This window comes from Halobellus rarus, from assembly GCF_024494595.1.
GTDB lineage: Archaea > Halobacteriota > Halobacteria > Halobacteriales > Haloferacaceae > Haloquadratum > Haloquadratum rarum.
The window spans coordinates 289,430-303,863 of record NZ_JANHDI010000002.1 but is presented as its reverse complement, the minus strand read 5'-3'; the positions used below and the strand labels follow the sequence as shown (position 1 = coordinate 303,863).

The following is a 14,434-nucleotide window of genomic DNA, read 5'->3' as shown; positions in this document are numbered from 1 at the left end:
CAGGTGTTAGCCGCGGGCGCGAGATGGTGGAGTCGTGACGCCAGTACCGTCCGGCGAGGGCGACCCCCTCGACGAGGGAGCGCAGCCTCCTCTCGACGGCTTCCGGCAGGAGCTACTCGCCCGCGTCCGAGCGGTCGACCTGTTCGTCCTCTGCGCGGTGCCGGCCGTTCTCGTGGCCGTCTTCGCGCTCCCGGAGGCGACCCGCCGGTCGCTCGCGTTCGCCTACACCGACCCCACGCCGTGGACCGCCTTCACCGCGCATTACGTTCACCTGGGGACCGGCCACCTCGCGGGGAACCTGGTGGGGTACGGGCTACTCGCGAGCGTCGGCTACGCGCTCGCCGTCCTGAGCGGCCAACGGCGGTTTTTCCTCACGGCGCTGGCGACGTTTCTGCTCGCGTTCCCGTTCGTCCTGTCCGCTCTGAACCTGGCCGTGCCGCGGAATGCCGTTGGATTCGGCTTCTCGGGGATCAATATGGCGTTGGCCGGGCTCCTCCCGCTGCTGCTCTGGGCCTACGCTCGTGATCGGTTCTTCCCGGCGGTGTCGTCGCGGTCCCTGCCCGCCGTCTTCTTCCTGCTCGCGGGCTGGATCACGCTCCTGGCACTACCGGTTTCGACCGACGACCTCGGCCTCGCGGGGTTCGGGGTGGCCGCTACCGGTCTGGTCACTGGAGTCGCCTACGCGCTGCGCACCGGCAATTGGCTTCGACGGCCAGTCCGTGAGCGAATCCGGACCGTAACGTCGCAGGAGGGATACGGTGACCTGCTCGTGATCGGCGCGGTCCTGCTCGTCGGGTATCCCGTCGTCGGCTTCCCGACCGATCCGACCGGCAGCGGGAGCGTCGTGAACCTGTACGTCCACCTGCTCGGCTTCTGTCTCGCCTTCATCGCCACCTTCATCCTCCTCGTGAGCGACGTAATCGACGAGTGAGCACCCGGGAACCGCTGTCTCACGGGAGTCGTCGAGACCGATCGGTGACCGACCCGCGGACTTCGTCGAACCACGAATTTATAACGTATCAATGACATTCTCGGAGCGGAGTCGTCAGATCCGGTCCGTACGTTCCGACCGACGCTCGCGGTGACGCGGTAAGATACGATATGTCTATCAAACGAACCCTCTCCGTGACGCTGCAGGTGATCGCGGTGGTCGTGATCCTCTCGTTGATCGTCGGGCAGTTCCTCGGGCAGCCGATACTCCTCAGTTTCGTGGAGACGGGAAGCATGCAACCGACACTCGACCCCGGCGACGGGTTCATCGCCATCCCGACGGCGATCGCGGGCGACATCGCCCCCGGCGACGTGGTGACGTTCGAGGCCCAGGAGATACAGGGCGGCGGACTGACGACCCACCGCGTCGTCGAGGAGACCGAACGCGGGTACATCACCCAGGGCGACAACAACCCGTTCACCGATCAGGACGGCGGGGAACCGGTCGTCCAGGACGCCGAAATCGTCGCGAAGGCGCTCAGCGTCGGCGGGAGCGTCGTCGTCATCCCGCATCTGGGGACCCTCGCGATGGGCTTTCAGTCCGCGCTCGAATCGCTTCAGACGTGGCTCGCGGTCTCGTTCGGCGTTCGATCGTTCCAGGGAACGCAGGGGATCGCGTACATTCTCCTCGGCCTCTCGGTGGTCGCGGATGGGGTCGACTGGTACCTCGACCAGGGGAGCCGCGATCGGCCCGAACGCGACCGCTCGCGCGACGACGGCACGTCGGTGTTCGCGATCGTGCTCGTCTTAGCGCTCGTGCTGATGGCGACGGCGACCGCCGCGATGGTCGTCCCCGGGGGGACACAGGAGTACGGAATCGTGAGTGCCGAGTTCGAGTCGGAGAACCCGACGGTCATCGAGCGCGGCACGAGCCAAGAGATCGAGTACGTCGTCCCCAACGCCGGGCTCGTTCCGGTGCACGCGTACGTCACGCCGTCGAGCCCGGGCGTCGACGTCGAACCCCAGCGGGTCTCCGTCGGGAGCCGCGGCGAGGCGACGACCACGGTGACGCTGTCGGCCCCCGAGGAGACCGGCTACTACCGGCTGTTCGTCACCGAGCACCGCTATCTCGCGATCCTGCCGCTCAGCGTGATCGACGAACTCTACGGCGTTCACCCGTGGGCGCCGCTGCTCGCGATCAACGGACTGCTGGGCGGCGGCATCGTCGCGCTCGGGTTGGTCCTCTTCCGCGGCGAGCCCGCGCGAATCCGGTCCCGCGAATCGCGCGCGAAACCCTCGCTGCACCGCCGTCTCCTCCGTGAACTCTACAGGTGACTGAATGAACGCCACGACACAACCCAGCGAAACCCGGCTTCGCCTTCGGGCGATACTGCACGCACAGTTCACCGTGATCGTCGTCGCGTGTCTCCTCGCCGCCGCGGTCGGTGCCGGGCTGGTGTACACGACGCACGTCGATCCCGGGACCGAGACGCAGACGCGGACGGTCTCTCCGCTCACCGTCGAAACCGAGTACGTCCACGCCGCGGAGGTGACCGAACCGAACCCCGTGTTCGAGACCGGGACGGTTCTGGACGGCCGGAACACGTACTTCACGCAGATCGCTCCGGAACTCGACGTCGGCGTCGAGACGCGGTACACTGCGGCCTCCGCCAGCGACGTCGACGTCGTCGTGGAGTCCGAACTCGTCATCCGCAACGTGGGCGAGGACGACGAGGTGGTCTACTGGAGCGAGCGCGAACCGCTGGCGAGCGAGCAGTTCTCGGGGGTCGAATCCGGCGAGACCGTGGCGGCGTCGTTCGTGATCAACAGTTCGGCGATCGACGCGACCGCGGCGTCGATCGAGGAGGAACTCGGCGCGTCGCCCGGAACGACCGAGATGGTCGTCGTCTCGGACGTCGCGGTTAACGGGACGTTCGACGGCGAGTCGACGTCGTACACGCGAACAGTCGAGATGACCGTCGATCACGGCGACGGCACGTACTCCGTCTCGGAACCGGGGCTCCAGTCGTCGGGCCCCGAGCGGACCGAAGAGGTCACCACCGAACGGAGTTACGGCCCGCTCCGGTCGATCGGAGGCCCGGTCCTCTTGCTCTTCGGGATAGCCGGAACTGCCGCGCTGCTGTACGCGCGCAACGAAGACGGACTCGCGCTTTCGCCCGAAGAAGAGGCCTACCTCTCCTACCGCGACGACCGCTCGGAGTTCGCCGAGTGGATCACGCAGATCCGGCTCCCCGACTCGGTGTTCGAGCGCCCGCGAGCGGAGGCGTCGAGTCTCCGAGACCTCGTCGACTTCGCGATCGACAACGACACCGGCGTCGTCGAAGATCCGCAGTCGGGTGCGTTCTACGCCGTGACGGGTGACCTCCTGTACACGTACCAGCCGCCGTCCCCCGCGAACGGCGCTCCCGACGATGGAGTCGGACCCGCATCGGAGTCCGGTGCCGACGCACGAACGGGCGACTCCGGCGATGGAGACGCCCCCGATTCTCACGCCAACGGGCCAGAACCGACGGGTGACGCCGAGTCGACCGAGTGAGTCCGGGAGCTTTCGAGGGAGCCGGACCGACAGAGTACCACGACGGACGTCGCCGCCCGAACGTCGGGTTCGCTACCGAGAGTACGTAGTCCCCAGTAGCAGTTTGTATTGGAAATATAACATTTTATCCGGGTACTCCTCGTGGGTTCCGTATGTCCTCACAAGGCTCGCGCACCCGCATCGTCGTCCGCAGACCGATGAACAGTCACGATACGGTGACCGTGGAGGTGTGTGAGACGAACGAGACACGCCATCTCACCGAGTACGCGTCGACGGAACTCCGTCGGACCCTCGCAGTGCTCCCTCGGGGAACCACGATCTCGCTGGCGATGTCTCGTGTGGGACTGCGGTCCAACGTCTGGCGGGTGACAGGCGTGTGCGACGGCAGTTCGACGCGTTCCGGAGACGACGTCTCCCCTGCGGCGCCCCGAATCTCGCGGTAACACGTCGGGAGGGGATTCTCAGGGATCCCCGCGGTTGGTACCGTGCGTCGGCCACCGCCACTGTCTGAAGCCCGAGGTGATCCGCACGACACGGGCCTCACTGAGCGTACTACGGACAGTACTGGAGCGTCTATAGCGGTATATATCGCAAATATAAAGAAAGGTACCCGTTACCCGGCCCAGATCCAGTACGGTAATCCATCTCGGAATTATGGCAACGACACCAACATTCGGTCCGAAACTCGAGAGATTGCATCGACGCGTCGACAGCGCCCGATGGGACGACATCTACGTGGTCGGCGACGTCCACGGGTGCCTGGACGCCGTGGAACGGCTGCTCGATCGGATCGACCCCTCGGACGAGGACCTCGTGGTGTTCGTCGGCGACCTCGTTCGCAAAGGTCCCGACAGCGCCGGAGTCGTCGAACTGGTCGCCGAGCGACCGAACTTCCTGAGCGTACGGGGAAACAACGAGCAGAAACTCATCGACGGACGGAAGACGCTCGACTCGCTATCGTCAGCGGATTACGAGTTCCTCGAATCGCTGCCGGTGGCACTCTCGTGGGACGATACCCTCGTGGTACACGGCGGGATCGACCATCGGGAACCGGTCGAGGATCACACGCTGACCGACCTGCTGAACACCCGCTCTCTGGCTCCCGGCGGCAGCTACGACCGTCCCTACTGGTTCGAGACCAGACGCGAACGTCCCCGGGTGTTCTTCGGTCACACCGTCCTCTCGGAACCGTTCGTCGCCGATCACGCGGTCGGACTCGACACGGGATGCGTGTACGGCGGAGCGCTGACGGCGTTCGACTACCGGGCGGACGGACTGATAGCGGTCGAACCGCGAGAGACGCACGTCTCACGGGACGCCGACAGCATCGTCGATCCACGACTGGCGGACCCGGTCAGCTGCGATGCCGTCTGAGGACGACCCGGACCTCCATCGGTACGACCCGCGGGACGTGGACCTGTCCGATACGGACCTGTATCTCAACCGAGAGCTCAGCGAACTGGCGTTCCAGCGTCGCGTCCTCCACGAGGCCCTCGACGACCGGAACCCGTTGCTCGAACGCGTCCGGTTCCTTGCGATCTTCACGCGGAACATCGACGAGTTCGTGATGAAGCGTATTGGCGGGCTCAGACAGCAGATACAGGCGGGAGTGACCGAGACGACGGCAGACGGTCGGACTCCCAGAGAGCAGTGGGAGGAGATCCACGCGGAACTCGAACCGATGCTGGAGCGACAGGCCGAGTGCTACGACGAGGCGCTGCGTCCGGCACTCGCCGAAGCGGACATCGAGATTCTGGAGTACGACGCACTCACGTCTGTGGAGCGTCGCGAGATGCGCGAGTACTTCGAGGAGTCGGTGCTACCGACGCTGACGCCGCTGGCGTTCGATCCCGCCCATCCGTTCCCGTTCATCTCGAACCGCTCGTTGTCGCTCGCGGTACTGACGCGCACTGCGGGCGACGAGCTGACGTTCACCCGGATCAAGATCCCACCGAACCGGCCGCGACTGGTCCTGGTCGAAGAGCCCTCCCGCTTCGTTCTCGTCGAGGAGATCATCAAGCACAATCTGGATCTCCTACTGCCGAACGTCGACATCGTCGACACGGCACTGTTCAGACTCACCCGCAACGCCGAGGTCCGCAGAAACGAGGAAGTCGCGGAGGACCTCATCGAGATGATCGAGGAAGTGCTGGAACAGCGGCGGTTTGCCAGCGTCGTCCGGATGGAGATCGAGTCGGACGCGCATCCGCACATCCGCGAGACGCTGCAGACGGAACTCGACCTCGACGAGCGAGAGATATACGAGCTCGACGGCCCGCTCGATTATCGCAAATTCATATCGCTCACGGAACTCGATCGCTCAGAACTTCAACTGCCGTCCTGGACGCCTCAACCCCACCCGCGGCTGCGAAGCCTGGATTCGCCGCGCCTGGACGACGACGGTCCCGAGGGAGGGAAGACGATCTTCGAGGCGATCCGCGAGGACGACATCCTGCTTCATCACCCGTATCACGACTTCGGCGACACCGTCCAGCGATTTCTCGGCGAGGCGGCCAACGACCCGGACGTCTTGGCGGTCAAGGCCGCCATCTACCGCACCGCGAGCGACTCGCAGGTGATTCAGTCACTGATCGAGGCGGCCGAGAACGGGAAACAGGTCGCGGTGATGGTCGAACTCAAGGCGCGCTTCGACGAGCAGAACAACCTCGAGTGGGTCCACCGACTGGAGGAGAACGGCATCCACGTCGCCTACGGGACGATCGGGCTGAAGACGCACACGAAAACGGCGCTGGTGGTCCGAGAGGAAGCGGGCGGAGTGAACCTCTACTCACACGTCGGGACGGGAAACTACCACTCCGAGACGGCGAAGGGGTACGTCGACCTCGGCCTGCTGACCGCCGACCGCGACGTCGGACAGGACCTGGTCACGCTGTTCAACTCGTTCACCGGTCCGGAACTGGACGAACAGTTCCGGAAACTGCTCGTCGCGCCCGTGACGATGCGGCGTGAACTCACCCGGAGCATCCGTCGGGAGGCGGCGCACGCGCGGGCGGGACGGCCGGCCAGAATCGTCGTCAAGGTGAACGGCCTCGAGGATCCGGCTCTCGTCGAGGAACTGTACCGCGCGTCGATGGCGGGAGTCGACATCGACCTCGTCGTCAGAGACATCTGTCGGATCCGCCCGGGACTCGACGGCGTCAGCGAGAACGTCTCCGTTCACTCCATCGTGGGGCGATTCCTCGAGCACTCCCGAATCTTCTACTTCGAGAACGGGACGCGGGCGGCACGCTCGCCCGAGTTCGACACCCCCCAGGACGGCGGCCACCCCGAGTACTACCTCGGAAGCGCCGACTGGATGACCCGCAACCTCGATCATCGCGTCGAGGCCGTCACGCCGGTCGAAGATCCGGACGTTCGGCGAATGTTGAAGTTCAACCTCGACCTCCTGCTCGCCGACAACCGAAAGCGATGGGTGATGAACGCCGACGGCAGTTACGAGCAGCGACACCCGCCCGACGGGGAGCCCGTAATCGAGACCCAGGCCGTTCTGATGGAGGAGGCGCGGAACGCTGCACGGAACGAGGACCCTCGGTTTACCCCCAGCGTGGACTACGACTTCGACAGCGACATTTTCGTAGGCGCCGTCGGTGAGAACCCGGACGCGACCGACGAATCGATCGGAACCATCGAGGGATCGGGTAGGGACGACGAAGGGGTCGACACCGCCGGGGAAGCCGCAGACGGCGTCGACGGGACGAATGCGGTCGAAGCCGACGTCGCTACCGAGGACCGACCGGTCGCTGGGGAATCCGACGTGGGGCCGAACGACGCCGAGTCGGGTCCGCGCGATGGAGAGACCGACGGCCAGTCCTCCGTCGACGCCCTCGACCGGTTCGACGGGTACTGGTACCGTCCGGAGAGCGACGCCTACGAGTACGCGGTCCGCACGCCGGACGGCGGCCGTCGGTATCTGAAGACCGAATCAGGCGCGGCAGCGGCGCTCGAACGCCTCTACGGGTAGCCGCGTTCGACGCCACGGAGCGTCACGGTGGACTCGGGACGGTCGGAGCACCCGCGCGACGACGGACGAACGCCGTGGGGTCTGTGCGAGTTCCGACGGCGCGGGCGCGCTGTCTGCGCGGGGATCACGTAGCGGTATATAGCTCTCTTAGCAAGACCCATACCCCGATCCGGCCGAGTTTCCTGTATCTCGATGGCTCTACAAAACGATCCGGCGTTGCCGCCGGCGTACGACGCGCTTCAGGTCGGGATCGCGGTGTACGACGCGACCGAGGCGACCGTCGCGAGCGCGAACGACCGTCTGGAGTCGATATTCGGCTATCGGACCGAAGAACTGTCCGAACTGTCCGTCGAGACCTACACCGCGAACACGTACACGTTCACGGCGGCGGACTTCGTCGGTCGTCTCCGCGACGCCGTCGAAGCGGGACCGCAGGAGTTCGTCTGGCGGCTCAAGCGATCGGACGGGGAACTCGCCTGGGTTCGAGTGCACTTCTCGCGGTTTCCCGACGACGAGCGAGAGTACGTCCTCGCGGAGGTCAGAGACATCACGGATTACTACGTCGCCAGCCGACGCGAGGCGCTCTTCTGGCGGATCCTCCGCCACAACCTCCGCAACGAGACGAACAAGATCGCGGGATACGTCGAACGGGTACGGGACCTAGCGGACGACGAGGAAGCGACCGAAGCCGCGGAACGGGCGCTGTCGACGGCGATCGAGCTGGGAACCATCGCCACGTCGGTGAAGCAGATCCAGCACGCCGCGACGCGGTGTGAAGCGAACCGCTCGTATCGACGAGCGGTCGAACCGCTCCGGGACGTCGTCGAAGCCGTCGAAGCGGAGTACCCGGACGCCGAGATCCGCCTCCACGAGCGCGAGGCGATGTGGATCCACGTCGATGCCGCCTTCGAGTACGCCTGCCGCCACGCGGTCCAAAACGCCGTCGTCCACAGCACGGAGTCGACGCCGGCCGTCCGGGTCACCGTCGGTCCGTCGCCGAACACGGGCCGGGTCGAAATACGGATAGTCGACTCGAATCCGCCGATCCCGGACGTCGAGATCGACGTCCTCGACGAGTTCACCGAGTTGACCAGCACCTCCCACGGCACCGGTGTCGGTCTCTTCGTGATGAAGTGGTGCATCGAGTCCCTCGGGGGGGAACTCCAGGTCGAGCGGCGTGAGCCACGTGGTAATGTGGTGCATTTTTACCTCCCTCCCAAAGAGCGACCGACGTAGCCGCACTACTCTTGAACGCTGACATCGCACGCCTCGGAGTGACGACTCGTCGCGTGGCAAGGACGAGTCACGGGCGTGTTCGTTGACCGAGCCGTCGACTCGCCGGAGACGCATCTACGGTCGGTCGAAGATATCGCCCAAGACACTAACGGCCGGCCTCATCCCGGGGCTGCGTGCCGCGTCGGCCGGGAAACCCTCGTGTCGGGCGGTCCGTCTTTCGGGCGCGGACGGTCCACGGATGTCGCACACCCGGGTTCGCCGCCGATTCATCGCTCCCGTGACGGGAGAACTCGGGCGGGGACTAAGGGTGCGCACTCGGGACAACGCGTCCGACGCTCAAGGCCGTTCCGACTCGCTATCGGCGACAGTTACACCGTGTACTCCGACTCGGCCAACTGGACGTACTTGCCGTTGCGGAACGAGAACTTCGCCCGCTTGTAGCTGGTGACGAGGCGGGCGGCACTGAAGCCGGCCCGGACGTTGCTCGTGTCGAACAGGCCGTACCCCTCGCTCTTCTCCTTGAGTTTCCGCGCCGTCGAGAACGCCCAGTCCCAGTCGTCGGGGTCGTAGTCGTGGACGACGTCGGCCATCGCAACGTTCCGGAGCACCTCGTCGCCGATGGCGTCCTTCCAGCGGTCGTTGTACCCCGAGAGGTCACCCGACGCGGCCAGCTCGCCCGCGATGGCTCCCGTCCGAACGGCCGTGTGATCGCCGCCCTCGTGGAACGCCGACGTCGCGCCCATCGCGCCGCCGACGACGGCGATGCCGGCGGCGGTCGGGGAATCGATCGGCCGCGTCGAGGAGATGGCGTACGTCTCGGTGCCGCGGGATTTCCCGCGGTCCTCGACGAGCGGGAAGTCAGTCTCGACGTCGTACTCGTCGCCGTACTCCATCTCGAGGAGCCGTCGGATGTACTCTTTCCCCTGAGGAATCCGTTCGTCGTCGGGCCGGAGGAGGGGATAGTCCTCGCGGTTCTCGACGTCGTCGAGGTCCATCCCGATGGGCATCGTCAGCCCGATTCGGGCGACGTTGTCGTCGTTCGGGAAGATCCACGGATAGGCGGTGTGGCCGGGCATATAGCCCCACCAGAACTTGATCGCGCCGGCGACCTCCTCGAAGACGTCCTCGGGGAGGCGGCGGTGTTCCTGGTAGGCGATGTGGTTCGTCTCCCGCGTCGAGAGCCGTTCGGTGACGTCAAAGGGGAGGTACTCGTCGAGGACGCCCGACGTCACCTGTCGCTGCGGGCCGTCCGCCAGGATCAGGTAGTCGGCACCGACGGTTTCGCCGTCCGCGAGGTCGAGTCGATGGCGCGGCCCGTCCGTCGCCTCCAGATCCGTCTCGACGCCGCGAACGGACGTGCCGACCCGGTACGTCGCGCCCGCGTCCTCCGCCCGGTCGCGGAGGAAGTCGTCGAAGCGGGCCCGGTGCATGCAGAAGCCGAACTCGTCGTACGACGACTCGATGCCCGTCGAGCGCAGCGTCAGCGACTCCGTCGGGCCGATGAACTCCGCTCTGTCCAACTCGCCGAGCACGACGTCGTCGGGCATCTCGTCGGGGTGGATTCCCATAATGTCCACCCAGTAGTCGAGGATCCCCGCGGCGTCCGTCGAGTCCGGGCCCAGTCGATCCGGCCGATCCGCCCGCGGGACGCCCTTTTCGAGGACGATCGCCGACGCGCCGGCCGACGCGGCGGCGTGTCCGGCCGACGACCCCGCGGGGCCGCCGCCGACGATGGCTACGTCGAATCGCTCCATATGGCTACAGCGACCCCGACCCGGTATTATACTGTCGCCTGACGGTCGAAGCGGCGTCCATCTGTCGCCGAGCACGCTCGCCCGTCGTCGATCCGGTGCCCCGTATCCCAGACGGGATTTCCGTCTCCAACGTCGACGCTCCCGAAAGGCTATTTGCGTCGGGCGAGTGGCAGGTCGTGTTATGCGCGTCCTCTTCATCGACATCGACTCCCTCCGAGCGGATCACGTCGGCGGTTACGGCTACGAGGGGCCGACCACCCCGAACATCGACGATCTCATCGACGACGCCGTCGCGTTCGAACGGGGGTACGTCGCGAACTCGCCCTGTATGCCGTCGCGGGCGGCGCTGACCTCCGGGCGGTTCGGAATCGCCAACGGCGTCGAGACCCACGGCCAACAGTCCCAGCAGATCGACCGCCCCGAGAACCGGACCGATTGGGCCGGGTCGTGGACCGAGAACGAGCCGAATCGGCCCTGGTGGACGCTTCCGGAACTGTTCTTCCAGAACCGCATCCCGACGATCGGCGTCTCGTCGTTCCCGCGACACCCCGCCCCGTGGTTCTACCACGTCTGGCACACGTTCAGACAGCCGCAGGAGCCCGACGAGGAGATGACCGTCGAGTGGGGCCACGTCTCGTTTCAGACCCCGCGGGCCGAGACCGTCACCGACACCGCGATTGAGGAGCTCGAATCCGTCGACGGCGACTCGTTCTTCCTGTACGCCCAGTACTGGGATCCCCACGCGCCGTACAATCGCTCCGAGGACGAGATCGACCGCTTCCGCGACGTATCGCTCCCGCCGCATCCCACCGAGGAACAGCTCGCGGAACACCGCGAGTGGGACACGCTCCGCGGTGCGACCCAGGAAGGCATCGAGACGCGTGGGGATCTCAACGAGATGATCTCCGCGTACGACGCGGAGATCCGTTACACCGACCGGCACGTCGGCCGGCTCATCGAATATCTCAAATCGACCGGCCAGTACGACGAGACGCTGATCGTCCTCTCGGGCGACCACGGCGAGGAGTTCGGCGAGCACGGCCTCTACCGAGAGCACTGGAGCACCCACGACGGAACGCAGCGCGTGCCGATGATCGTCAAACCGCCGGCGGACACGCCGATGGAGCAGGGGGCCCGCGAGCACCTGATCACGAACGTCGACTTCGCGCCGACCATCGCGGACTACCTCGGGGAGCCGCCGCCGGAGCGCTGGCAGGGCACGTCACTCCGGCCGATCGTCGAGTCCTCGGACGCTGACGGACGCGACTCGATCGTGTTCGATCACGGCCTCTACACCGCCCAGCGGGCGATCCGGACGCCGGAGTGGAAGCTCATCCGGACGTATCACCCCGGGATGTGGGACGGTGTCCTCCCCGAGTACCAGCTCTACGAGATGAACGAAGACCCCTGGGAACAGGAGGATCTAGCGGCGGACCGCCCCGACCTCGTCGACTCGCTCGAAGAGGAGATGATCCTCTGGACCGAGCGACACCGGACGGGCAGCGTCGACCCGCTCCGGCGCGTCGCCGAGCGCGGGCCGTCCGGATACAACTCGTTCAAAGACGGATTCGAGGGAGTGTAACCTGGATCGCGTCCTCGGGCAGGGGATTCGGATTTCCACCCCAAACCGGCCTGCTCGACCGACGCTGGGACGAAACGCCACAACGTCTCTCGTGGATCCCTGACACGGGGGCTTTTGTCGATACACCACGATCAGTCGGTATGTCCGAACGGAACGTTCTCGGCGGGGAACTCGCCACCTGTAGTGCCGATCCGGAGACCGGGTTCGCGCGGGACGGTTGCTGTCGGACGCACCCGGACGATCGGGGGAGACACGAACTCTGTGCGGTGATGACCGAGGACTTCCTGGCGTTCAGCAGCGAACGGGGCAACGACCTCGTGACGCCGCGACCCGAGTTCCAGTTCCCCGGGCTCGACCCGGGCGATCGCTGGTGCGTCTGTCTCGGCCGGTGGCTCGAAGCGCTCGAAGTCACGCGGACCGAACGCCGTCCGGAGACGACCGTCCCGCCCGTCGTTCTCGAGGCGACGAACGCGGCCGTGTTGGAATCGGTGGAACTGGAGACGCTCGAATATCACGCGTACGACGTCTGAAAACCCCACATATCGGTACGTGTGACTATCAAACAGTAATGACATTCAAGCCATACTTTTGTGATCACGCAAGGTGTGTCGCCATATGGACAATTCAGTCAAACGGTCGTTTGCGACGTTGATGACCGCGATACTCATCGTATCGGCCGTGGGTATGGTCGGGATCGCTGGCGCCCAAGAGGGCGAAACCGAGACACCGACGACGCCGGATAACGAGACACCGACGACACCAACGACACCGGATAACCAGACGCCGACGACGCCAACGACGCCGGACAACGAGACACCGACGACGCCGGACAACCAGACGCCGGCGACACCAACGACACCGGACAACCAGACGCCGGCGACACCAACGACACCGGACAACCAGACGCCGACGACACCAACGACACCGGACAACCAGACGCCAACGACGCCGGATAACCAAACGACGGCGACAGTCTCGTTCGCTGATCAGCAGACCGACGGGACGACGGTCACCGTGGAAGCGGTGAACGTCCCGGAGGGTGGCTTCGTGGTGATCCACGACAGTCGCCTTCTCGACGGGACTGTGATCGAGAGTGTTATCGGCGTGTCCGAGTACCTCGAACCCGGACCGCACGAGAACGTGACTGTCACGCTGTACGACGTGCCCGGAGCGACGTTCGACCAGTCGGAACTGACCGAGAACGAGACGCTCATCGCGATGCCGCACCTAGACACGAATCAGAGCCAAACGTACGACTTCGTCTCGACGAACGGCACCGAAGACGGGCCCTACCTCGCGAACGGCAGTGCCGTAGTCGACAGCGCGAACGTGACCGTCTCGACCACGGTTCCGGAGCCCACCACCGACGCCTCGTTCACCGTGACGAACCTGACGGGCCCTGAAGTCGCTGAGCGCAACGAGACCGTCGAGGTCGCCGCGACGATCACGAACCCCAACGATGTCGCCGACACCCAAGAAGTGACGTTCCGGTTCGACGGCGAGGTGTTGGTCCGTGAAGACGTCTCTCTCGACCCGGGTGCGTCGACCGAATTCAACACGACCGTCGACACGACTGGCGTAGACACCGGGACGTCCTTCTATGGCGTGTACACTCGCGAACAGGGCGCGGCCGCACAGTTGCTCGTGGTCGATGAAATCCAGTCGTTCGAGGTTTCGAACCTGACCGCACCGGCGAATGCGACTCTCGGAGAGTCGGTCGCGGTGACCGCCACCGTGACGAACCCGAACTCGTTCGGTATGGAGCAGTCGATCGAATACCGGTTCGACGGGATGCTCGTGGATACCCGAGACCTCGATCTCAGCGGCGAAGATTCGGCTACCGTCGAATTTGAGATCGATACCGGTTCGCTAGCTCCCGGAACGTACATCCACAGCGTCTTTTCCACCGATTTCGGTGAGAACGCGCTGATCGTGCTCGAAACCCCCGATGACAGCGACGACGCTGCGAATGGCGACGAAGCAGACAACGGTGACGACGCTGCGAATGGCGACGACGCCGACGATGGGGAAAATACCGACGGTTCAGACGGTGAGGCGGGTACTGACGAGGGGGACGAGGATGAGGAAGAGGATGAGGATGAGGATGAGGAAGCCACCGACGAAGACGACCAAGACGTCGAGATGACGCCATAAATCTCGGCTCCTCGCCCCGGAAGAGCCCGTAATCCGATTCGAGGACGCCCTCACGACGCGCAGAGTTCGCCTGAAAGCGACTTTCCTCGGTTGCGTATATTGGACTCATCAGGTACCCACACGACGATCAGACGTACGGTAGCTCTGCCAATGGGCGCGTCGGCGCGACCGCTGCACTTGTAGACGAACGGACTCCCCGCATCTACCCGAAACGAGTTGCTGAACCGAGCCCGGAGACT

The 14,434-nt window shown here is 65.2% G+C and carries 11 protein-coding genes; 10 read left to right on the top strand and 1 reads right to left on the bottom strand.

Going from position 1 to position 14,434, the window contains the following annotated elements; all coding sequences use genetic code 11:
- Nucleotides 1-34 precede the first annotated feature (34 nt).
- The 7 genes from NO876_RS04720 to NO876_RS04690 all read left to right on the top strand — a co-directional run bounded on the left by NO876_RS04720 (nucleotide 35) and on the right by NO876_RS04690 (nucleotide 8,705).
- Nucleotides 35-931 (top strand): hypothetical protein, encoded by an 897-nt coding sequence (locus NO876_RS04720; RefSeq protein ID WP_256420520.1) that lies wholly within the window; start codon nucleotides 35-37, stop codon nucleotides 929-931.
- A 170-nt stretch (nucleotides 932-1,101) separates the two neighbouring features.
- Nucleotides 1,102-2,265, top strand: a complete 1,164-nt coding sequence (locus tag NO876_RS04715) for a signal peptidase I (protein WP_256420519.1) — start codon at nucleotides 1,102-1,104, stop codon at nucleotides 2,263-2,265.
- Between the two features lie 4 nt (nucleotides 2,266-2,269).
- Nucleotides 2,270-3,487, top strand: coding sequence for a DUF5305 domain-containing protein (locus NO876_RS04710; RefSeq protein WP_256420518.1), 1,218 nt, complete (start codon nucleotides 2,270-2,272; stop codon nucleotides 3,485-3,487).
- A 152-nt stretch (nucleotides 3,488-3,639) separates the two neighbouring features.
- On the top strand, nucleotides 3,640-3,930 hold the full coding sequence (locus NO876_RS04705) for a DUF7999 family protein (protein ID WP_256420517.1): 291 nt from the start codon (nucleotides 3,640-3,642) through the stop codon (nucleotides 3,928-3,930).
- 211 nt (nucleotides 3,931-4,141) lie between these two features.
- Entirely contained in the window at nucleotides 4,142-4,861 is a 720-nt protein-coding gene (locus NO876_RS04700; RefSeq protein ID WP_256420516.1) for a metallophosphoesterase family protein, read from the top strand.
- Complete coding sequence (ppk1, locus tag NO876_RS04695; RefSeq protein ID WP_256420515.1) at nucleotides 4,851-7,469, top strand: polyphosphate kinase 1; 2,619 nt, start codon at nucleotides 4,851-4,853, stop codon at nucleotides 7,467-7,469. Before NO876_RS04700 ends, ppk1 begins: the two co-directional genes overlap by 11 nt.
- Before the next feature lie 192 nt (nucleotides 7,470-7,661).
- A complete protein-coding gene (locus tag NO876_RS04690) occupies nucleotides 7,662-8,705 on the top strand; it encodes an ATP-binding protein (RefSeq protein ID WP_256420514.1) in 1,044 nt (347 codons plus the stop codon).
- A gap of 368 nt (nucleotides 8,706-9,073) precedes the next feature.
- Here the strand turns inward: NO876_RS04690 and NO876_RS04685 are convergent, their stop codons facing one another.
- Entirely contained in the window at nucleotides 9,074-10,459 is a 1,386-nt protein-coding gene (locus NO876_RS04685) for an NAD(P)/FAD-dependent oxidoreductase (protein WP_256420513.1), read from the bottom strand.
- A 181-nt stretch (nucleotides 10,460-10,640) separates the two neighbouring features.
- Here NO876_RS04685 and NO876_RS04680 point away from each other — a divergent pair, with 181 nt between their 5' ends.
- From NO876_RS04680 to NO876_RS04670, 3 genes are all read left to right on the top strand, one after another.
- The gene (locus NO876_RS04680) at nucleotides 10,641-12,041 is read left to right on the top strand and encodes a sulfatase family protein (protein WP_256420512.1); all 1,401 of its coding nucleotides are present in this window, start codon (nucleotides 10,641-10,643) and stop codon (nucleotides 12,039-12,041) included.
- Between the two features lie 140 nt (nucleotides 12,042-12,181).
- Nucleotides 12,182-12,571: a DUF2237 family protein gene (locus NO876_RS04675; RefSeq protein WP_256420511.1), complete on the top strand. Its 390-nt coding sequence runs from the start codon at nucleotides 12,182-12,184 to the stop codon at nucleotides 12,569-12,571.
- A gap of 85 nt (nucleotides 12,572-12,656) precedes the next feature.
- On the top strand, nucleotides 12,657-14,195 hold the full coding sequence (locus NO876_RS04670; RefSeq protein WP_256420510.1) for a DUF7282 domain-containing protein: 1,539 nt from the start codon (nucleotides 12,657-12,659) through the stop codon (nucleotides 14,193-14,195).
- The last annotated feature ends 239 nt before the right edge of the window (nucleotides 14,196-14,434 follow it).